Origin of the sequence: Phocaeicola vulgatus ATCC 8482, assembly GCF_000012825.1 — a bacterium.
GTDB lineage: Bacteria > Bacteroidota > Bacteroidia > Bacteroidales > Bacteroidaceae > Phocaeicola > Phocaeicola vulgatus.
Genome location: NC_009614.1, coordinates 2,375,210 through 2,396,913, shown reverse-complemented (window position 1 = coordinate 2,396,913; position 21,704 = coordinate 2,375,210). Strand labels below are relative to the sequence as shown.

15 protein-coding genes and 1 tRNA gene are annotated in these 21,704 nt (G+C 38.1%); 8 read left to right on the top strand and 8 right to left on the bottom strand.

Annotated features, from left to right (window positions below):
• Positions 1-263: 263 nt before the first annotated feature.
• From BVU_RS09350 to BVU_RS09335, 4 genes are all read right to left on the bottom strand, one after another.
• Positions 264-1,052 (bottom strand): hypothetical protein, encoded by a 789-nt coding sequence (locus BVU_RS09350; protein WP_005839567.1) that lies wholly within the window; start codon positions 1,050-1,052, stop codon positions 264-266.
• Between the two features lie 24 nt (positions 1,053-1,076).
• The gene (locus BVU_RS09345) at positions 1,077-2,618 is read right to left on the bottom strand and encodes a RagB/SusD family nutrient uptake outer membrane protein (RefSeq protein WP_005839570.1); all 1,542 of its coding nucleotides are present in this window, start codon (positions 2,616-2,618) and stop codon (positions 1,077-1,079) included.
• A gap of 24 nt (positions 2,619-2,642) precedes the next feature.
• Positions 2,643-5,582 (bottom strand): SusC/RagA family TonB-linked outer membrane protein, encoded by a 2,940-nt coding sequence (locus BVU_RS09340; RefSeq protein ID WP_117615958.1) that lies wholly within the window; start codon positions 5,580-5,582, stop codon positions 2,643-2,645.
• 611 nt (positions 5,583-6,193) lie between these two features.
• The gene (locus tag BVU_RS09335; RefSeq protein ID WP_011965357.1) at positions 6,194-7,354 is read right to left on the bottom strand and encodes a site-specific integrase; all 1,161 of its coding nucleotides are present in this window, start codon (positions 7,352-7,354) and stop codon (positions 6,194-6,196) included.
• A gap of 367 nt (positions 7,355-7,721) precedes the next feature.
• On the opposite strand from BVU_RS09335, the gene BVU_RS09330 reads away from it, so the two are divergent.
• Entirely contained in the window at positions 7,722-10,730 is a 3,009-nt protein-coding gene (locus BVU_RS09330; protein ID WP_005849136.1) for a SusC/RagA family TonB-linked outer membrane protein, read from the top strand.
• 28 nt (positions 10,731-10,758) lie between these two features.
• A complete protein-coding gene (locus BVU_RS09325) occupies positions 10,759-12,234 on the top strand; it encodes a RagB/SusD family nutrient uptake outer membrane protein (protein ID WP_005842656.1) in 1,476 nt (491 codons plus the stop codon).
• Between the two features lie 150 nt (positions 12,235-12,384).
• On the opposite strand, the gene BVU_RS09320 is transcribed toward BVU_RS09325, so the two are convergent.
• The 3 genes from BVU_RS09320 to rsmI form a co-directional block, all read right to left on the bottom strand.
• On the bottom strand, positions 12,385-13,074 hold the full coding sequence (locus BVU_RS09320; RefSeq protein WP_005842658.1) for a YjjG family noncanonical pyrimidine nucleotidase: 690 nt from the start codon (positions 13,072-13,074) through the stop codon (positions 12,385-12,387).
• 75 nt (positions 13,075-13,149) lie between these two features.
• Positions 13,150-13,998 (bottom strand): hypothetical protein, encoded by an 849-nt coding sequence (locus BVU_RS09315; protein ID WP_005842660.1) that lies wholly within the window; start codon positions 13,996-13,998, stop codon positions 13,150-13,152.
• A gap of 28 nt (positions 13,999-14,026) precedes the next feature.
• Positions 14,027-14,701 (bottom strand): 16S rRNA (cytidine(1402)-2'-O)-methyltransferase, encoded by a 675-nt coding sequence (rsmI, locus tag BVU_RS09310; protein ID WP_005842662.1) that lies wholly within the window; start codon positions 14,699-14,701, stop codon positions 14,027-14,029.
• A gap of 204 nt (positions 14,702-14,905) precedes the next feature.
• Between rsmI and BVU_RS09305 the strand changes: the two genes are divergently transcribed.
• The 3 genes from BVU_RS09305 to BVU_RS09295 all read left to right on the top strand — a co-directional run bounded on the left by BVU_RS09305 (position 14,906) and on the right by BVU_RS09295 (position 16,819).
• On the top strand, positions 14,906-15,505 hold the full coding sequence (locus BVU_RS09305; RefSeq protein ID WP_005842663.1) for a thymidine kinase: 600 nt from the start codon (positions 14,906-14,908) through the stop codon (positions 15,503-15,505).
• 10 nt (positions 15,506-15,515) lie between these two features.
• A complete protein-coding gene (locus BVU_RS09300; RefSeq protein ID WP_005842664.1) occupies positions 15,516-16,652 on the top strand; it encodes an AI-2E family transporter in 1,137 nt (378 codons plus the stop codon).
• A gap of 91 nt (positions 16,653-16,743) precedes the next feature.
• A tRNA-Lys gene (locus tag BVU_RS09295) sits at positions 16,744-16,819 on the top strand.
• A 638-nt stretch (positions 16,820-17,457) separates the two neighbouring features.
• On the opposite strand, the gene BVU_RS23105 is transcribed toward BVU_RS09295, so the two are convergent.
• Complete coding sequence (locus BVU_RS23105) at positions 17,458-17,553, bottom strand: left-handed beta-roll domain-containing protein (protein ID WP_100069351.1); 96 nt, start codon at positions 17,551-17,553, stop codon at positions 17,458-17,460.
• A 367-nt stretch (positions 17,554-17,920) separates the two neighbouring features.
• On the opposite strand from BVU_RS23105, the gene cls reads away from it, so the two are divergent.
• The 3 genes from cls (at position 17,921) to BVU_RS09280 (ending at position 21,677) form a co-directional block, all read left to right on the top strand.
• A complete protein-coding gene (cls, locus tag BVU_RS09290) occupies positions 17,921-19,216 on the top strand; it encodes a cardiolipin synthase (RefSeq protein ID WP_005842718.1) in 1,296 nt (431 codons plus the stop codon).
• Between the two features lie 355 nt (positions 19,217-19,571).
• Positions 19,572-20,525 carry a methylenetetrahydrofolate reductase [NAD(P)H] gene (gene metF, locus BVU_RS09285; RefSeq protein WP_005842720.1) on the top strand — a complete coding sequence of 318 codons (954 nt, stop codon included), beginning with the start codon at positions 19,572-19,574 and terminating at the stop codon, positions 20,523-20,525.
• Between the two features lie 27 nt (positions 20,526-20,552).
• Positions 20,553-21,677: an ATP-binding protein gene (locus BVU_RS09280; RefSeq protein ID WP_005842722.1), complete on the top strand. Its 1,125-nt coding sequence runs from the start codon at positions 20,553-20,555 to the stop codon at positions 21,675-21,677.
• The last annotated feature ends 27 nt before the right edge of the window (positions 21,678-21,704 follow it).

Sequence of the window (21,704 nt, the reverse complement as noted above, 5' to 3'; positions counted from 1 at the left end):
AGGAATTACAATCAGTTCATAAGGATTGATGGTGGTTTGTTGTGTTCCTTCCAAATATGTAACTAAATATTTAACATATATGTCTTTACAGGCACATTTATATAGTAATCGAATTTGAGTTAACAGATGTTTATCGATAATTTCCAAAGACCGATTTACTATATAGATTTACCCAAGTATACATTATTTTTGTATACTTGGGTAATAATCTATTGGATAATTAAGGAGAAAGCTTCATCTTTTCCTCATATCTTAAATCTAAATTATTTAGCAGGTAGGTAAAGTATTTCTTTAAATTCACCAAAACCACCAACATTGGGTACATCATGCGACAGCTTCACAGTAATAACTCCGTCTTCCAAAGCACCTTTGCCTGAAACAAAAACTTCTCCATAGGATGCGTGCTTCCATGCCGGCTGAGATTCTACAGTGACCTCATTGGCTTCATTAACTTTGAAGACAATGTTATATCCTTTTTCATATAAGTTCATAGCTTTATACCATGATATCTGGTCTGCTTTTTGAACTTCTACTTCCCAAGTTGTAAAATCTTCCCCTTCCTCTGCCATAGCCGCAGATTTAAATGTTCCAGTTCCTAATGAAGAAAAAGTATAATCCCTATAAACAGTTATGACTTTATCCGAAGTCTGGTCTATCGTAACCATTTCCTCCGGCAAAGATATCTTGACTTTATAATTCTGTCCAGGAGTTATATCTCCAACTGTAACATGAATATTGGTCTTAAATTCCCCTGCTGCGAATGAAACCGAGGAAGGTACGGTAATGGAGGCAGGGAGTTCCTGCTCTTTATCACCGACAACTAATGTTGCTGATAAATTAATTGTAGTAGCTTCCGAAGATTTCGCGCGTAAGACTTCCACATCAAAACCCTCATATCCTGTGGAAGGAAAGGAAACCGATTGTGTACCTGTGGCGAATGTCACCCCCATTGTTGTGCCATTGTATATATCTCCTTCATTGTCGGTGTTGCACGATACAAAAAGAGTTGCAGTGGCAACAAACATGCCGATTATATATTTATTTACTTTCATAATTTACTTGCTTACAGATTAATACTATTTATGATCACCTATCGGATTCTGATCTTTGCTAGGATCCATGTTCGGATTACCATCAAATTCCGTTTGAGGAATAGTTAATACCCATGCATACGACTCAGGATCTTCCGTATCTGTACCAGCAATTAAAGCACTGGATGGCCAGCCCATGTCTGCAGTACGTCTGAACCCTTGTTTCAGACGACGTATATCATAGATACGTCCAAATTCTCCCCAAAGTTCAATACGGCGTTGAATTATAATTTCTTCAAGTAAAGAACCGGTTTCATCCGAGGTGAGCTTACCTAATGCCGTTCCTGTTTTTTTGCAAGTGTAATCCTCATCACGTTTTTGCATTAAACTGTTCAACATCAGTCGTGCGCCTTTGTCATCATTTAAACGACAAGATGCTTCTGCTGCGGTTAAGAACATTTCCTCAATACGCATAAAAATATAGTCACCTGTCCATTTCGCATAATCTTTAAACTTGAATTTTTCTTGTTGGTAACCATTCTTTTCATTATTCTCGTCTTGTGGATTCCACCATTTTTTGCGGACATCATTTGTGCCTAGCTTTGCATAAAGCAGTTTGTTTATCTGTTTTCGAGCACTAGCTCCATATTTCCCTTGATCCGCATCCATGTGTGTAAAGAAACCTGCATACATTCCGGACTGGTCGGCTATGATTTCGGCCGCCCACATCACATTATTGGCAGTAGCATCATTCATTCCACCGGTTACCGCAGTTCCAGTGCCGACACTACACCCGCTTTTGCTTATTGCGGCATTCGCGGCATCCAAAGCGGTCTGCCAGTCTTCCATCACTAAAGCGACACGAGCCTTTATACCTGAGGCAACAGCCTCATTGATATGGCTGATATGTTTTCTTTTACCTGAGTTGCCTAGCATGGTAATTGCTTTGTCAAGATCCGAAGTGATTTGTTGATATACTTCTTCAATCGTTGCGCGCCCTTTACCTTCTGTTGCAATATCAGTCGGTTCTGTATAGAGTGGTACACAAGGTTCGCTTTCATGTCCTTTATAAGTGCGAGAAAACATTTGCGCCAGCATAAAATAACTGTAAGCACGTACAGCGTAGGCTTGTCCAAGCACATAATTCTTTTCGGTTTCACTTCCAGACATGGTTTCCTCTTCTGCCAAAATGTAATTGACATTAGAAATCCAAGTGTAATAGCCATTCCACATATCATAAGAACGCCATCCGGTAGAGGTATATCTTGATTTTACATTGTAAACGCAATCATACCAAAACCAGCCGCTACCTTGTCCGTTCATAATGCAATCTTCACCCATAACATCTGCCACCAGATTATAAGCTGTGATACCGAAGCATTGATGAGTGTTAGAGCTGTTTGAAACCCCTGCTGTATACATTGCTCGATATACACCATTCAATGATACTAATGCATTAGTTGCTGTTCCTAATAATTCGTTGCCAGAAACAGAAGATGAAGGACTGGTTTCCAAAGCATCCTCACTGCAAGCTACCACAGACATTGCAGCCATCCCGGCAAATATGTATTTAAATATTTTTTTCATACTTTCCTGTATTCTTTTAAATTGTTAGAAATTAATTTCAAAACCTACTGAATAAGTCTTGTTGGGAGCATAAGAATAGTCTGTTTCGCCCTTGAAGTTATACTGTGGGTCCATACCGTCCAAATGAGAAAATAAAGCGAGATTATCTACCGATCCGAATATGCGGACAGACTCTAGCCCGGCCTTCTTTAGCCATTGTTTGGGAATAGTGTAGCCCAAAGTGATATTTTTGATAGCAAAGTATGAAGCATCAACTAAAAAACGGTCTGAAGTTGTGTAGGAACCTCCAATTTGAATACGAGGTACATCTGTGATGTCACCAGGTTGTTGCCAACGTCTCAAAGCATGTTTGTTCCATGTATTGCCTGCATACATAACCTCCATAGAACCAGCGTATAATGAATCATAAACTTTACCTCCTATAGAATATGTACCCAATATTGACAAATCGAAATTCTTGTAAGAGAAATCGGTATTGATACTACCATATAAATCAGGTATACGGCTGCCGGAATAATATTTGCTGTTCGCAGCTTTTTGATAGTCACTGCTGATATATTCGTTAGTGATGTTGCCATTATCATCCTTATCATATACCCAATAGAGCTGCGCTCCTGTTGCAGGATCCACACCGGCAGATTTAGCCATATAATATGTATTAATAGGCATTCCCTCTTTAATACTGAAAACTCCCTTGATAATTTCAGGAGATTCCCCAGTCAGTTTCAGCACTTTATTGGTTACAGTAGAGCCCATCCAAGTTAAGTTCCATATAAAATCAGTGGTTTTGATAAGGGAACCACCTAAGCTAAATTCAAACCCGGTATTACGCATAGAACCGATATTCGCGTTGTATTCAGAGAATCCACTAGAAGTAGCCTTGGGGTATCCCAGCAACATATCCGTTGTTTTGCGGTTATAATATTCAGCACTGACATTCAAGCGTCCGTCAAACATACTTGCCTCAATACCGACATTTAAATTACCGCTTTTTTCCCATGAAAGTTTTTTGTTTTCCAAAGCACCGATCAGGCCTCCTACTTGATTCGCATTCGGATATTCCAATGGATAGAGTCCTTGCCAAGGATAATAATCTGGTACATATCCTCCTTCAAGACTATCATATCTTAACAGATTATCATTACCTTGTTCACCATAACTGATTTTAGCTGATAAATTAGAAATCCAAGTCAAATTCTGCATAAACTTTTCTTGTGAAATTCTCCAGTTGGCACCGACAGACCAGAAAGTACCCCAACGGTTATCTTTTTGGAAGCGTGAAGAACCGTCCGTACGGATAGAGGCTGAAAAATAATATTTTTCATTAAAGTTATAATTGAATCTCCCAAAGAAGGATTCCACACGATAATCTTCCGAATATGAATCCGCATTGTATAGATTTGTACCCGGACGCAATTCAAGAATACCATCTACTAAATTGGTTTTTCCGGCAGACAGAAATTCATATTTATATGCATAAAATTCATGACCAACCAAAAGATCGATGTTATGAAAGTTAAAAGAACGCCCCCATGTCAGTAACTGGTTAAAAGTATAAGATTGGGTTCTTCTGTTATATTTCATCAACAAACCGCCGGCAGCTGCCTGATTACCATGGTGCATATTCATATATGATTTTTGAGATTTGTTCCGGTAGTCCAGACCAAAGTTCAAAGTCAGCTTAATACCTTTAGCCCATCCGGCATCTTCCGAATCTGAGCCGAATGCCAAAAATGTGCGCAAACCAGCTACATCTGTTTTTATATCAGCCTTGTCATCTACCAAACCGCCTACGGGATTGAAATCACTATACTGTGGGCGTTGTACACTACCGTCACCGTAGTCCAGTTGGCGATTTCCATCAGCATCTAATACATCTTTACCATCTTCTCCCTTTATATACACCGGGTAAATCGGAGCCATAAATTGTGCAGAGTACCATACATTTGAATTAGATGAACCTTCGTAATCACTAAAATTTTGTGTGGAATTGGAAAGTGACACATTCAATCCAGTCTTCATCCATTTATTCACTTCAGTGTTTATGTTTGCACGGGCATTATAACGTTGGAAACCGGTATTAATCAAGATGCCATCTTCATTTAAATATCCCAAAGAGAACATATATTTGGTCTTTTCTGTACCTCCATTAACAGACAACTGGTGTTCATGACGAAATGCATTGTCTCTTTGTATTGCATCCATCCAAGATTCATTCCATGCGGATGTAGCATCACCCTGCACTCTACCTGTTGCAGGATCTATAATTGTTCCCCATGTGTAATTTTTAAATGGATTATATTGTTCTCCACCTAAAACGCCACCTAAATCTGCTGATGCTTGTCTACCGGCAGCTTCCCAGTTATATCCATTGTCAAAGATATATCCGTTGCGTAAACCTTCATACGTTAACTGTACAAATTCTTTTTGGTCAACCATGTCATAGGCTTTCAAGGAACGTGAAGACCAACCTGCCGTAGAACGCCAAGATACCTTAGTCTTGCCTTCTTTTCCTTGTTTGGTAGTAATCATAATTACACCATTTGCACCACGGGCTCCATAAAGGGCTCCGGCTGAAGCATCTTTTAAAACTGTCATGCTTTCAATATCGGCAGGATTGATAGAACTCATATCTCCACTAAAAGGTATTCCGTCAACTACATACAAAGGATCTTGTGAGGCATTGATGGAACCGTAACCGCGAATCACGATCTTGGCAGCTTCGCCAGGTTGACCTGAGCCTGAAGTTGTTAACAGACCTGTAGTCTGTCCTTCCAATCCTTTAGTAACATTACTTATAGGACGTAATTCCAGTTTCTTATTATTAATAACGGATGCTGATCCTGTAAAAGATTCCTTTTTTGCAGTGCCATATGCAACAACCATCACTTCTCCAAGCACTTTAGTATCAGATTTTAAAATGATGCTAACATTCTGTTTGATAGAAACCTCTTGACTAGCCATTCCGATAAAGGAAACTACCAAAGTCTTTGCGGAACTAATTATTTATGTAAATAATTGATAACCAGCATATGTATTACTGAATCTCTTATTCGTTTTCCTTGATTTAAGCCGTTTAAAGAGTATGATAATAATAATTTTCTACCTTTCTTCTACTGAAAAAAGAATTGACTTGCAGCATTCCTGTTCGTTGTTACTCTGTTCATAAAATACCTGAAGTACTAAGATTGATATTTCTCAACTTTTTAAATATTTCAAAACTTCCAAAGATTGTTTGCACTTTAGATTACAAAAGAAGATAGTAGGACATGAAGTAAATTAGCAAACTATTATTATCATTTTCTGATATAGAATTTTATATGCGCATATTATATGATACACATATATGAATTTTGCAGAAATTCAATAACCTTGATACCTATTTTCTACCCGGTTAGGCTGAGATGGAAATATTGTCACATTTTATTTCTTTTAGTTTATCGTATTGCAATCACAACAAAAAATTATCATGTTCACAAAACGATAAACTTTATTAAGAAGATAAGGCTATATTCACTTTTGAAAATGATTCTTCTTCATCTTTATAAGAGATAATGTATAGACAATAGAGTTAATTATCTTTTTTGACATTTTTTCAAGTCTCGTATAATTGTACTTCCCATAACTTCTCCATAAATTTGTGTTGTAGCAAGGTTTTTATGTCCTAATAATTTTTGCACGGTTGTTATATTAGCACCTTTATATATCAATAAAGTAGCATTAGTATGCCTTGCAGAATGGAATGAAAAGTGTTTGCTTATTTTTGCTAATTTGCCAATTCGTATCAGCTCTTTATTTACACTTGAGTTATTTTTAATTGAAAAAAACGAACTCCATTTTCCCTGGTATTTTTGTAATAAAGTTAAAGCCTTACCTTCAAACAGCAAGTTTAAAGGCAATTTCACTTCTGTACCTGTTTTGACAGAGTCAAAGATTAGCCATAATTTTCCATCCATTTTTACGATATTTTTCTCATTCAAATTCACAAAATCAGAATACCGCAATCCCGTATAGCAGCAAAATAAAAATGCATCAAGAGTATGTTCCAGACAACTATTTCTTCCTGTCAAAGACACTTCTTCCAATTTTTTCATTTCTTCCGGTAATAAAAAAACATGTTTTCCTTCCTTCATTTTAATTTTATATCTTCTGAAGGCATAGTTATTGGGATCAATGTATCCTTTATTAATTGCAGCATTAACAAAAGATTTCAAATGCTTCATATGCTTGGCTACTGTATTTGTTTGATATCCAGATTCATAAAGATTTTTTTCAAAATCCGTAACGAAATTATAGGTTAAGTCTTCAAACTCAATTGTCGGTTTGAACGATTGTAAAAGGGATATTGTTGTTAAATGGTTGCGCTTAGTGCTATCTTTTAGCTGAGAAGACATTATTTCTTTACGCGCAAACCCTAAGAATGAAGCATCTGTATTCGATTTGAACTCTTCTTTTATGAGGCTTAAGGTTATTGTCTTTCCTTGCCTCCACAAACTTAATTCTTTTTTCTCTAATTCAATAATAAATTCATTAAGCATGCCATTCAGCGCATCTTGGTTAGGATGATCTTTGATGATTTTCCTTTTTACATCCCATTGTTCTGGCCGTAAATAAACATGTGTGGAAAAATACACTTTCTTTTTATTCAAGTAGGCTTCAACTTGGACCAAAGCGGTCCCTCTGTCATTTAAACTTTTTTTTCGATTGTAAACGAAACGATAACTGATTTTCCTCATAATTTAATTCTTTAATTGAAATTCTATAATAAGACGCAATAAAGAAAAGTAGAAAAGCATTATCCTACTATTTTGTTCTCATCTTTATATTTATTAGACGATTCGTTAACATTTATAGGTTAATGTATGTTTACCTGATCACTTATAAATTGAAAGTTTCTCTTTTTAATGACTTAAAAAAAAGAATAAATATGAGGTTTATTTTCGTCTTTTGTGAGTTTTAAATGCCTAAAAGCATAAAAATATAGCAGTTTAGTATGTTTTTTACAATAATTTGTTTGATATTACAATTTTATTCATACCTTTGTCATTTGTTAGAGTGAATGAATTTATATTAATGTAAAGTTAAACTTTAAGAGAGAATTTTATGAAAAGAAAATTAATGCTGTTATTGACCTGCCTTTTTGTAGGTATAGGTTTGGTAACCGCTCAGATCACGAAGGTAACAGGTACTGTTATTTCGGAGGAGGACGGATTACCCGTAGTTGGCGCCTCTATTTTAGTAAAAGGTACTACTGTAGGTACAGTTACTGACATGGATGGTAAATTTACATTATCAAATGTTCCAAGTTCCGCAAAGACTTTGGTAGTTTCCTTTATCGGAATGGCTACACAAGAAGTAGCTATAAAACAGACTGTTAATATCACTTTGAAGTCGGATGCCGAAGTGCTTGAAGAAGTGGTAGTAACAGGATATGGAGTTCAACGCAAAGCTTCATTTACTGGTGCTGCTGCTATTATTGGTGAAGATGTTATAGCCAAAAAATCTGATGCTAATTTTGTGAAAGCACTAGAAGGAGCTGTACCAGGCGTACAAATGAGCAACTCTACCAGTATGCCTGGTGTTTGGAGCGAGATTTATGTTCGTGGACGTGGTTCTTTGAATTCAGGCACTCAGCCATTATATGTAATAGATGGAATGCCTGTCAACTCTGAAACAGATGGTATGAGTACGACTACAAATAATAATTTTGATCCGATGGCCGCAATCAACCCTTCTGATATTGAAAGTGTTACAGTTCTAAAAGATGCTGCGGCTACAGCCATTTATGGTTCACGCGCAGCTAATGGCGTTATTGTAATCACTACTAAAAAAGGAAAAGAGGGAAAAATGAGCATCAACTTAGACATTAAACAAGGATTTGTTTCAATGGGAAATCATAATATGGATTACGCCAATGCTCAAGAATCTATGAATCTATTTGCTCACGGACGTTCTGTTGCTTATGGTAACACCTATGATGAGAGCTATGATTATTTGAAAAAAGTATATCAAGGTTATGGTTGGGATGGTGTTTCATCCTACGATTGGATGGATGCTATCACCCGTAAAGGATACTACCAAGACTACAATGTAAACCTCCAAGGACGTTCTGGTTCTACTGGTTATTATGTTAGTTTAGGTTATTTAGATACTGAAGGATTGATTATTGGTTCTGACATGAAACGTTATTCAGGACGTTTGAACCTAGACTCTAAGTTCAGTTGCTTTACTATCGGTGTCAACGCTTCATACAGTAATTCTACCCAAAACGGCTTTTCACAAGCTACAAGTGGCTCTATGTCCAGCGCTACTGTAGCAGCTATAAGTTCTATGAATCCTATGATGCCTTTCTATAATGAAGATGGAAGTTATGCCAATATCAGTAATTATAATCCTCTAGCTTTATATGATGAAAAAGCTGGTGAAATCAATGAAAACAATAATCAAACATTGAACTTCAACCCATATTTGCAGATTGATCTCGGAAAAGGTATTTATGCAAAAACTACCTTAGGTGTAAATATTGCTGATTTACGTCAATATCAATATTGGAGTGCATTATATAATCCACAAGCTGTTGATTATAATGGATTAGGTCAACAGTACAATTCTCGTTATACAACAATTACGTGGAACAATGTATTAGGTTGGAACTATACTTTTGACAAACACAATATTAACTTGTTATTAGGTCAAGAGATGCAACGAAAGAATTATTTCTATGAATATTATTCAGGCTCTGATTTCCCATTTGCAGCTGATGGAAAAACCGACCTTTCTACTGCTGGAACTCCTCAAGGATCGGAATATTATAAGAAAGAAGCTCGATTGGCATCATATTTTATGGATGCACACTACTCTTACGAGGATAAATATTATGTATCTGGTTCATTCCGCCGTGACGGTTCCTCTGTTTTCGGTTCAAATCATCGTTGGGGTAACTTTTGGTCTGTTGGTGGAAAATGGCGTGTAAGTGGAGAAGAATTTCTTAAAGATAATTCTATTATTACCAATGCCACTCTTCGGGCCTCTTACGGAACCGTAGGTAATCAAGATATCGATTGGTATGCAGCACGTGGTTTCTATTCTTCCGGATACAATTATAACGAAAAGCCTGGTATGACTCCCACTAGCATCTCTAATTCAGATTTGACATGGGAAACTTCAAAAAAATTTGATATAGGTTTTGATTTATCTTTAATTAATCGTATCCATCTTACTTTCGATTATTATAATGAAGAGACGAGTGACGCATTGTTTGAAGTACCATTGTCCATGACTACAGGTATGTCTACAGTATACCAAAATATTGGTGCAATCCGCAACCGTGGTATTGAAGCATCTATCAATGCATCTGTTATCAACAACAATAATCTTACATGGAATATTTATGCAAATATGACATGGAACAAAAATAAGATCATCAAACTATCTACAGATGAACCCATAGAATATACTTATCAAATTATTGAAGAAGGACGCCCCTATCGCCAATTCTATATGAAAGAATATGCAGGCGTTGACCGCGAAAATGGTAAACCATTATGGTATCTGAATGAAGAAGGCAACGAAACGACCTCCGACTATAATGCAGCAGCCAAACGTTATGTAGGCGATGCTGACCCCAAAGTTTTAGGTGGATTCGGTACAAATTTAAGCTGGAAAGGATTTGACTTTAACATGAACTTTACCTATAGATTAGGAGGAAAAGTTTTCGATTCCGGAGCTTCATTCACCGGATTTGGTATGGCCAATCGTACTCCGTTGAAAGACGTTGCATTAAATTCATGGACAGAAGAAAATAAAGATGCCAAATATCCACAATATATTTATGGAGATCCCAATAAAGCAACTCAAACTTCTTCTAGATTCTTATATAGCAGTAATTTCTTACGTATCAGTAACATGACCTTAGGTTACACTGTGCCCGTAAATCTAACAAAGAAAATATTCATTCAAAAATTACGAGCTTATATATCCATTGATAATTTATATACATTTACATCCAATGATTTTGTTGGATATAATCCTGAAACCTATTCCAATGGTGTAATTGCGTGGCAATATCCAGCAACCCGTACATTCATCGGAGGTATTCAATTAAGTTTTTAAATAAGGTAAAATTTAATAAAGGAAAGATATGAAAAAATATATTTTAAATGCAATTGCCATTTTTACATTTGCAACAGGACTTTCCTCATGTGGTGACAGTTTTCTTGAAACTGACAACTATAAAGGAGTGGACCTAGAAGGAGGGCTCAACACTGTAACTAACGTTAGTACAGCATTAAATGGAACTTATTATCAATTATTTTATTATGCATTTGCTGGTAACTATGCTTTAGCTATTGGTGATATTCCTACAGATATTACTTATTGGAATACTAAAACCGGACATTTTGATGGTATTTATACCTATACTTTTACAGATACAGATACTTATTTAAAAAGTATTTGGGAGTATGGTTATAAAACAGCTGATAATGCAGCACGTGTAATTCAAGCTTCTCAAGCACTATATAACAATGCAAGCGATGATGAAAAAACAGAACTTAATATGTATATGGCTGAAGCTTATGCTCTAAGAGGTTACGCACAATTATTGCTTACTAATATTTATGGGCACCAAATAAAAGTGAATGGACAAGATTTTTCTTCCGAACTAGGAATCGTCATAATTGACCAACCCAAAGAAGCATTGACTAAAATCAGCCGTTCTACTGTTGGCGAAAGCTATGAAGCCATCATCAATGACCTAAAAAATGCATTATCCCATTTTGAAGCAGCTGGTAAAGACAGAGGAGAACTCCAATATTTAGGAAAAGCTGCTACTAATGGTTTATTGGCCCGTACCTACCTATATTTAGAAAATTGGGATGAAGCAAGAAACTATGCAGAACAAGCACTAAAAATAGCGGGTATTACTACTTTAACCAACGATGCTAATGCATACAAAGCTCTTTATAATAGTGAAATATCAAATTCCGAAAGTATGTTTGCTTTAGCTATTACTAATACAACAAACTGGTCAGCTAATTCATATGGAACTTTGTGGTCTACATACAACTTTAGTCCTAGTCCTAAACTAATTTCAATGTATGCAACTAACGATTGCCGTAAAATTCTTATTGATGGAAGAGATAAAACTTCTACAGAATCTGAACCTGTTTACACAGGTGGTAAAATTGCTCACTTTTCGTCAGGTAACCCTGCTCGTGGAACTAATTATATTGTAAATGCTCCGGAAATGTATTTAATTAAGGCTGAAGCAAATGTACAATTAAACAAATTGAATGAAGCCAAAGAAGCTTTATTAGTAGTAGCCAAGCGTAATTTAGATATAAAATCAACAAACGATTTACCGAGCGAAAAAGAAAATCTTATGAGTTTTATAAAAGACGAACGTGCTCGTGAGTTATTCCAAGAAGGTATGCGTCTATATGATTTGCGTCGCTGGAATGAAAGAGTCAGTGTATATGCCAACAGTGCTCCAGCCATCAAATTTACTTATACTAATTACGAAATATCAAATTTAGTATTTCCTATTCCTAGTGCAGAAATCAACGCTGGATTCGGAGTAACTCAGAACAATTGGACAAATACTCTTCCAAAATAAATAATCACATTTTTTATTTTGAAAAAAAAATGCTTTTCAAGGGATGCCCCCATACACAGGAGCATCCCTTTAAAACAAATATCGGGCATTCCTTATGCAAATACATTGTTTGTGCCAACAGACTTATCCATCAACATCTTCCATTCAATTTTATAAGAAAGAAGCGATTTCCCGCCAATCCCTCATATCAAAACCAGGTTTAAAAGGCAAGCTCTTCTCACCTTTTATATTATAATAAACATTTCCCATCCCTACGTTTTTCGCACCTTCAACGTCATTCTTCCAATTATCTCCAATCATTAAAGAAGTATGCAGCTCGGACTGCGTAGCCGACATGGCAAAATAAAAAATCTCCGGAAACGGTTTATGTACTCCTATATCCTCTGACAAAACTATTTTCTTAAAATATCCTTCCACACCGGCAGAACGCATCTTCTGCTCTTGCAATTCCCTAAATCCATTGGACAAAATATACAGATTATAAGCGGATGCCAAATATTCCAAAGCCTCTCTTGCATGAGGCATCAGTTTCTTCTTGTAAACTATATCATCAAAAAAATTATCCGAATAGGCTTTCACCAACGCTTTATCTGCAACGCCTACCTGCAACAACGGATAGGCAAATCTTTGCTCATTCAACTCATCTTTTGTAATCCTACCAGCACCATATTCATTCCACAACTCCTCATTCTTCCCGCTATACAAAGTATAAAAATGCGAAAAAGAACGAAAATAACGATCAAAATGATATTTATCATACATGTCTTGGAATGTATCACGAGCGTTTTCAGTAAAAGCCCATACCGTATCATCCAAATCAATAAATATACTTCTATACATACAACATAAAGCAGATTAAAAAAGGGTTGCGTCACTCACGGCACAACCCTTTCACAGAACAATAATTTAAATTCCTTATTTCACCTGAATAACAAGATAGCGTGATACGCTCCAGAATTCAGTAGGATTTGTAATCTTCAAAGTCAGCTGGCCTTTCGCATCTTTCACCAGTTCATATGAACCAGCCGGATGTGTAGTCAGCAATTCGGCGCGTTTAGAATACAACTTGATTTCCTTATCAGTACGAATATCAATCTGAGTAAAATAATCCTTATTAAAATCCGCACTTTTCAGGACATCACCTTTTTCAAGAATTTTCTGGTCCTTCAATTCAGATTTTGTACCAAAAACAAACCAGGCAGCATTCAAAGCTTTATCCTGGCTGGCTACAGTTGCAGCCTTCGCCTCATTTTCAGCGGTCAGTTCACTTACATTCTGGCTTAAACCGGCCACAGCATCGTCCAGCTCAGCGATACGAATATTTTTTGAAGCCAATTCAGCCTGCAAAGTCTCAATCTGCTGCTGTTTAGCTTCCAACTCCTTCGTCAGGTTGGCTACAGCTTTCTTCAACTGAGCGGAATTATACTGACTATTCTTCAATTGCTTCTCCAGTTTCGCAATCTGCTCACGGTTTGACTGTAATTTTTCACTGATGAAGCGAATATCTTCTTTTATCTTATCAGCACTATTCTCACGAATAGAACCACTCTGTAAGTCTACACGATTCTCAGCTTCATTTATCTGACGAAAACCTTCCTGTACTTCATTGAAAGCACCCATGATATCGTCCAATTCAGCATTTCTGTTTGACAGTTCCACCATCAAAGAATCATTTTGAGCCTTCAAGGCATCTTTCTGAGCTCCATTACCGCATGAAGTCAATAAAGCCACAGATAACAACGATAAAAATACTAGTTTTTTCATTTGCTTTACATTTTAAGTTTATTCATTTTTAGTCCTCTTTCCCACCGAGTACGATTACGATTTCACCTCGCGGCTCGTTTTGAGTGAAATGCGCTATAACTTCAGTTAATGTGCCCCGAACACTTTCTTCGTGAATTTTTGAAATCTCACGACATACGGAAACAGGCCTTTCGGCACCGAAAAACTCGGCAAATTGAGTTAAGGTTTTCACCAAACGGTAGGGTGATTCATAAAATATCATCGTCCGTTTTTCTTCTTGCAAAGAGGTCAAACGGGTCACTCTTCCTTTTTTTTGTGGCAGGAATCCTTCAAAGCAGAAACGTTCATCAGGCAATCCCGACGCCACCAGCGCAGGTACAAAAGCAGTAGCTCCAGGCAAACATTGCACCTCAATGCCACTCTTCACACACTCACGCACTATTAAAAATCCGGGATCAGAAATACCAGGAGTTCCGGCATCAGATATTAAAGCAACAGTTTCGCCCGCTTTGATGCGATTCACAATACCTTCCACTGTTTTATGCTCATTAAACTTATGATGAGACTGCATGGCGTTTTTAATTTCAAAATGTTTCAAAAGAATACCCGAAGTACGCGTGTCTTCCGCCAATATCAAATCAGCCTCTTTCAACACACGGATGGCACGGAAAGTCATATCCTCTAAATTTCCTACTGGAGTAGGTACGACATACAGTTTTCCCATAAAACAATTGCATTCTGTTATACTGGAACAAATGTAGAAAGAATTTAAATGCATAAAGTTAATTGTCCCAATTATTTAACAGATGTTGCACTTTTGTTTAACATTATATCTTTTATTAATAAATTTCCAAGTGAAAATAATCCTTTTTCGGGGTACAAGTCGTACATTTGCACTCAGAATTAATCTAATTGTTATAACTAAATTATGGTAGTTTTTTCAGAAGACCACATCCAGGAAACACGTAGAAGAGGAAGAATAGAAGTAATATGCGGCTCAATGTTCTCAGGTAAAACCGAGGAACTAATCCGCCGTTTGAAAAGAGCGAAGTTTGCCCGTCAACGGGTTGAAATATTCAAACCGGCCATAGATACACGCTATTCGGAAGAAGAAGTTGTATCACATGACAGCAACTCTATTGCCTCCACCCCTATTGATTCTTCTGCCAGCATCTTGCTTTTCTCCTCAGACAAGGATGTAGTGGGTATAGACGAAGCGCAATTTTTTGACGAAGGTTTGGTTGATGTCTGCAACAAGCTGGCTGACAACGGGATAAGAGTCATTGTCGCCGGATTGGACATGGATTTCAGGAGAGTTCCTTTCGGACCTATACCTGCCTTGCTGGCTATTGCAGACGAAGTAACCAAAGTTCATGCCATTTGTGTGAAATGTGGGAACTTGGCCTATGCCACCCACCGAATCACCAAAAGCGAAAAACGGGTCCTATTAGGGGAAAAGGCAGACTATGAGCCTCTTTGCCGGACCTGCTATATGGAAGCTTTGAAAGAGGAAACTGAAAATAAATAACACACACTTTATGATACAGAAAAAAATAACATTCGATAGTTTTATCCGCGGAATATTGACAGCGATGGTCATTATCGGCATTCTATATCTGGTCAACCGACTCAGCGGAGTGCTGCTTCCTTTCTTCATAGCATGGCTGATAGCCTATCTTATCTATCCGATGGTCATTTTCTTTCAGAACAAATTGCGTCTGAGGAACCGGGTAATCTCCATATTAGTTGTTTTGCTGGTATTGCTGTCCATTATCACTTTAGCATTTGTAGGACTTGTACCACCAATCATTGAAGAATTCGGCAAACTGAAAGAATTGCTCACCGCCTATTTTATCGAAGGATCCAAGCAAGCAGCCATTCCCGGCACAGTGGCCAATTTCATAAAAGAGCACATAGATATGTTGAAAATACACGAAGCGCTGAACGAAAGCAATTTTGCGAATACCATGCGTAATGTTCTTCCCCAAGTATGGGCATTGCTGACCCAATCTGTCAATATTGTATTCAGTGTATTCACCTCATTCATCATCCTGCTGTACACTTTCTTCATTCTATTAGATTATGAAGCCATTGCACGGGGATGGATAAAACTGATCCCTGCCAGACACCGTGAAATGACAGTACATATTGTCACGGATGTACAGGACGGCATGAACAAATATTTCCGCGGGCAGGCGTTTGTCGCTTTTTGTGTAGGGATTCTGTTCAGCATAGGGTTTCTTATTATTGATTTCCCGTTAGCCATCGGTTTCGGATTGTTTATCGGGCTTCTCAATATGGTTCCCTACCTTCAGCTTATCGCTTTTATTCCCACAGTCTTATTAGCCTTACTGAAGGCTGCGGATACAGGAGAGAATTTCTGGTGGATATTATTTTGCGCCTTCCTTGTGTTCTGCATCGTACAAATTATACAAGACGGTCTGATTGTACCGAAAGTTATGGGAAAAATCACAGGATTGAATCCTGCTATCATTTTATTATCCCTCTCCGTCTGGGGGGCATTAATGGGAATTGTAGGTATGATTATCGCTTTGCCTTGTACCAGCTTGATGCTTTCTTACTATCAAAGATACATACGAATAAAAGAAAAAGAATTTTCCGGAGGGATAGAACACTCTGATTTTCAGCACAAAGAGAATTCTAACGAAAAATAATTCAAAAAAATCAAGTAATATATTTGCATATTTCATCTAAAACGTCTACCTTTGCACTCGCAATTCGGAAGAATAGCAATAACAAAGGATTGATTCGCTAGCTCAGCAGGTAGAGCACAACACTTTTAATGTTGGGGTCTTGGGTTCGAGCCCCAAGCGGATCACCAAAGAATCAGAGAGTTACACCAAAGTAACTCTCTTTTTTTATGCCTTAAACGCGCCGGTTTACATGGTTCGGTTAAACCGAGAGTTAAACCAAGAATGGATTTTCCGGATCAGTTTTCCAAAATATTCTTGGCGTATCAGCCTTTCCCTTCAGCTCCCACTAGAAAGTTCGAAGCATTTATGCCCTCATGCCCTCACTGCAAACATAACAAGCTAACTATAAACCATTTATACGCCAATGGTAAAAATACTTGCTCTCACTCATACCCTCATGCCCTCACTACATTTTCAAGGAAAATTTCACATAGCATACTGTTTATCAATCATATACTCTCTTTTTTATAAACTATTCCAGCTTGACACAAAGTAGAGCATTCCAAGTCTTTTTCAATGAAAAAGCACCATAAAAGATTTGTACCTCCAAGGAATGACGGCTTACGATGCATCGGCAGAGATAAAAAACACCCCTGCCCTGATGTGGATTTTCATTCTGAACGTATGGAAGTTCATATACATACATATAAGAATGAATATAATATATGTATAACCCTGTACATACACCGGATTCATCACTAAAAGATTTTACCTGTATCCCCAAACCTTTCCCGCCGTATGATTAAAGGTTTTCTTCCCGTCTGTTTTATCTCCGCAAGCCTTTGGAGTTATCTCCATAAGCTTTGGAGTTATCTCCCAAGGCTATGGAGTTAACTCCCAAGGCTATGGAGATAGAATACATCCGCATAAAAAGGGTTAATCTGGAGATAGAAAAGGCTTAGGCAACAGGGCTGGATGCGATATGCATTCTTTTAATCCCGCCGACGGATTATTATTTTTCCGTATCTCCTCCTCTTGAATGTCACAACAGCAGAAAAACCGGACCGACAAACTTCTTTCACACACACTACAGATGTTTATACCGAGCCTGAAAAAAGATATGAATGGAACAATAAAAACAACCTTCATTAAATTTCTACCACCTCAATTTACCAACTGTTCAAACAAATGGCCACACTGTTCTATTTCTCCCTTTTAAACATAAATAATACCGATGGCTTGTTCATTCCTAGAATAATAAATACCTTTGCAGCCTTAATAAAAAAGCAATGAAGTTTGATATAAAAAAACATATTTATTTAATACTTTTATTCATCTTATCTTTCACTGTAGAGACAGCTCAGTCACAAGAAGTTACCAACATCCATATAGCAGCGACAGATACGGTGCCAACCTATACCAGCGACTCTGCCGTTATCAATTTCTTAAAGGATGCCGGCATTCCTATCACCCAAAACAGCAAACTGAAATTATTAAAAAGCGGTCGGGCCAAATTCATCGATCTCTTTGAAGAAATACGGCATGCCAAACATCATATCCACTTAGAATACTTCAATTTTCGTAACGATTCCATAGCGAACGCACTATTTGATTTATTGGGAGAAAAAGTGAAAGAAGGAGTGGAAGTCAGAGCTTTGTTTGATGCCTTCGGCAATTTGTCAAACAACAAGCCATTGAAAAAGAAACACATACAAGCAATCCGTGACAAAGGAATCGAAATTGTCAAGTTCGACCCTTTCAAATTCCCCTATATCAATCATGCCCTGCACAGAGACCATCGCAAGATTGTAGTCATAGACGGAAAAATAGGATATACCGGTGGCATGAACATAGCCAATTACTATATAAAGGGTCTGCCGGAAATAGGCGACTGGCGCGACATGCATATCCGTATAGAGGGAAATGCCGTAAACGAATTGCAGGACATCTTCCTGGCCATGTGGAACAAAAGCACTAAACAACACGTAAGCGGAAGCCAATACTATCCCCTACGAAACGATTCTACTTTCAAGGGAAATAAGAATGTAGCCATTGTAGACCGCATTCCGAAAAAAGAACCCAGACTGATGAGGCAGACTTATATCAAGTCCATTGATGCCGCACAGGATAAAATACAAATAGTGAATCCCTATTTCACTCCCATTCCAAGCATTAAAAAAGCCATAAAACGTGCGTTGAAGCGAGGCGTTGAAGTAGAAATCATGATACCGGGCAAATCGGATATTCCTTTTACCCCCGATGCCGCGTTCTATACAGCAAACAAGCTGCGTAAGAAAGGAGCAAAGATTTATGTGTACAATGGCGGGTTCCACCACTCTAAGATCATGATGGTGGACAGCCTGTTCTGCACTGTGGGAAGTACGAATCTGAACAGCCGCAGCCTACGCTATGACTATGAGGTCAACGCTTTCATTTTTGACAAAGAAACCACACATGAACTGAACACCATGTTCGAGCATGACAAGCTGGACAGTACCCTGTTTACCAAGGAAGAATATAAAAAACGCTCCGGATGGAAACGCTTCGTCGGTTGGTTCGCCAATCTGTTCACTCCATTCCTATAAACCTCCGCTACTTCCCCAAACAAAGGTTTACAGATTATTTCATCTCCTGCAAGGACGGGGCTTATCCCATCCGCAAGTATTCTCCATGCAGTAAAGCTTGACAGGTCATCATCAAAGAGAGCAATGCCTGTAGGCAGGAGAAATGTTACTCCACCATCACGGACGGTATCCCTGACAAGTGTGGAAAACCACGGCTTAGCTGCAAGGAAACGCTTTTCTCTCCGTATGTTTCACTTTATTATAGAACAAAGATAAAATAAATCGCTTTTTCATCCCCATAAACTACGATATTTTTCTTATTTTTGCCCAAATATGTAATTCCGCCCGATAAGGCATAAGAGAACGAGACAGAACGATGAGAGTAGTTGATTTAATAAAAAGCACGGACAATACGGCTTTTTCTTTTGAAATTCTCCCTCCGCTGAAAGGAACGGGTATTGAAAAACTGTATAAAACGGTTGATACGCTACGCGAATTCGACCCTAAATATATCAATATTACAACCCACCGCAGCGAATATGTGTACAAGGAGCTGGGAAACGGGCTGTACCAACGTACACGCCAGCGCCGCCGTCCCGGAACAGTTGCTGTTGCCGCCGCTTTGCAGAACAAATACAATATAACGACAGTGCCACATATCCTGTGCAGCGGTTTTTCCCGCGAAGATACAGAATATGTATTGTTAGATCTACAATTCCTGGGCATCACCGACTTGTTGGTACTGCGTGGTGACAAGGCAAAGCACGAATCAGCTTTCGTACCCGAAAACAACGGTTACAACCACGCCATAGAACTGGAAGAGCAGATCAATGATTTCAATAAAGGCGTATTTGTAGACGGTTCCCCCATCAAGGTAACAGGAACTCCGTTCAGTTATGGAGTAGCCTGCTATCCTGAAAAACACGAGGAATCACCCAATATGGAACAAGATATTTATTGGCTGAAGAAAAAGATTGAAGCAGGAGCTGAATATGCTGTGACACAGATGTTCTATGACAACCGCAAATATTTCGAATTTGTAGAAAGGGTAAGAAAAGAAGGAATCAATGTACCTATTATTCCGGGTATCAAGCCTTTCCGCAAATTATCCCAGCTGAACATGATACCCAAGACGTTCAAGATAGACTTGCCGCAAGAACTGGCAGGCGAAGCGATGAAATGTCAAACAGATGAAGAAGCGGAAAGTCTTGGCATAGAATGGTGCATACACCAGTGCCGTGAATTAATAGCCTGTGGGGTTCCCAGCATTCATTTCTATACCGTAAGTGCCGTGAACAGTGTAAAGGAAGTTGCAAAAGCAATTTATTAAACAGTAAATAAATGACTATAAAAAGCAATGTTATTTAAAGATGTAATAGGACAAGAGGAAGCAAAACAGCGGCTCATAGCCGAGGTAAAAGAAGGAAGAATCCCTCATGCACAACTGATTTGCGGTCCCGAAGGTACAGGAAAGTTGCCTTTGGCAATAGCTTATGCCCGTTACATCTGCTGTGAAAACCGTGGTGAACAAGATGCCTGCGGAATTTGCCCCACTTGTGTGAAATTCAATAAGCTGATACATCCCGACCTGCATTTCGTTTTTCCTGTTATCAAGAAAAAAGCCGGAAAGGATACCGTATGCGATGATTTCATAGCAGACTGGCGCAACTTTGTCCTGCAGAACCCATATTTTAATCTGAACCATTGGCTGAAAGAGATGGGAGCAGAAAACCAACAGGCGCAAATCTTTGTAAAAGAGAGCGATGAGATTGTACGAAAGCTCAGCTTAAAATCCAGTCAAGGCGGTTACAAAATCATGATTATATGGCTTCCCGAAAAGATGAACGTGGAATGCAGCAACAAACTGCTGAAGTTACTGGAAGAGCCTCCTGCCATGACTGTCTTTTTATTAGTATCCGAAGAGCCTGATGCCATTTTGCAAACGATCCAAAGCCGTACCCAACGATTTAACATTCATGGGATCAAAGAACCTGAAATCTCAAAAGTATTGCAAACCAAATACGGACTACAACCGGAAGATGCTGACGATATAGCACACCGCTCAGAAGGCAATTTTCTGAAAGCACTGGAAACCATACATCTGAGCGAGGAAAACAAACTGTTCTTTGAACTCTTTATAAATTTGATGCGCCTTTCCTATCAACGGAAGATACGCGAAATGAGACAATGGAGCGATGCGGTAGCCTCCATGGGGCGTGAACGTCAGAAGAATTTTCTGGCCTACTGCCAACGTATGATACGAGAAAACTTCATATACAACTTTCATCAACGTGATTTAGTGTATATGAATCCCGAAGAACAAAATTTTTCCACCCGTTTCGCACCGTTTGTCAACGAGCGGAATGTGATGGGCATAATGGACGAACTTAGTGAAGCACAATTACATATAGGACAGAATGTGAATCCCAAAATGGTGTTCTTTGATTTCTCTTTAAAAATGATTGTGCTATTGAAAAATTAAAAGTTGAGAATTGAGCATTAAAAAATA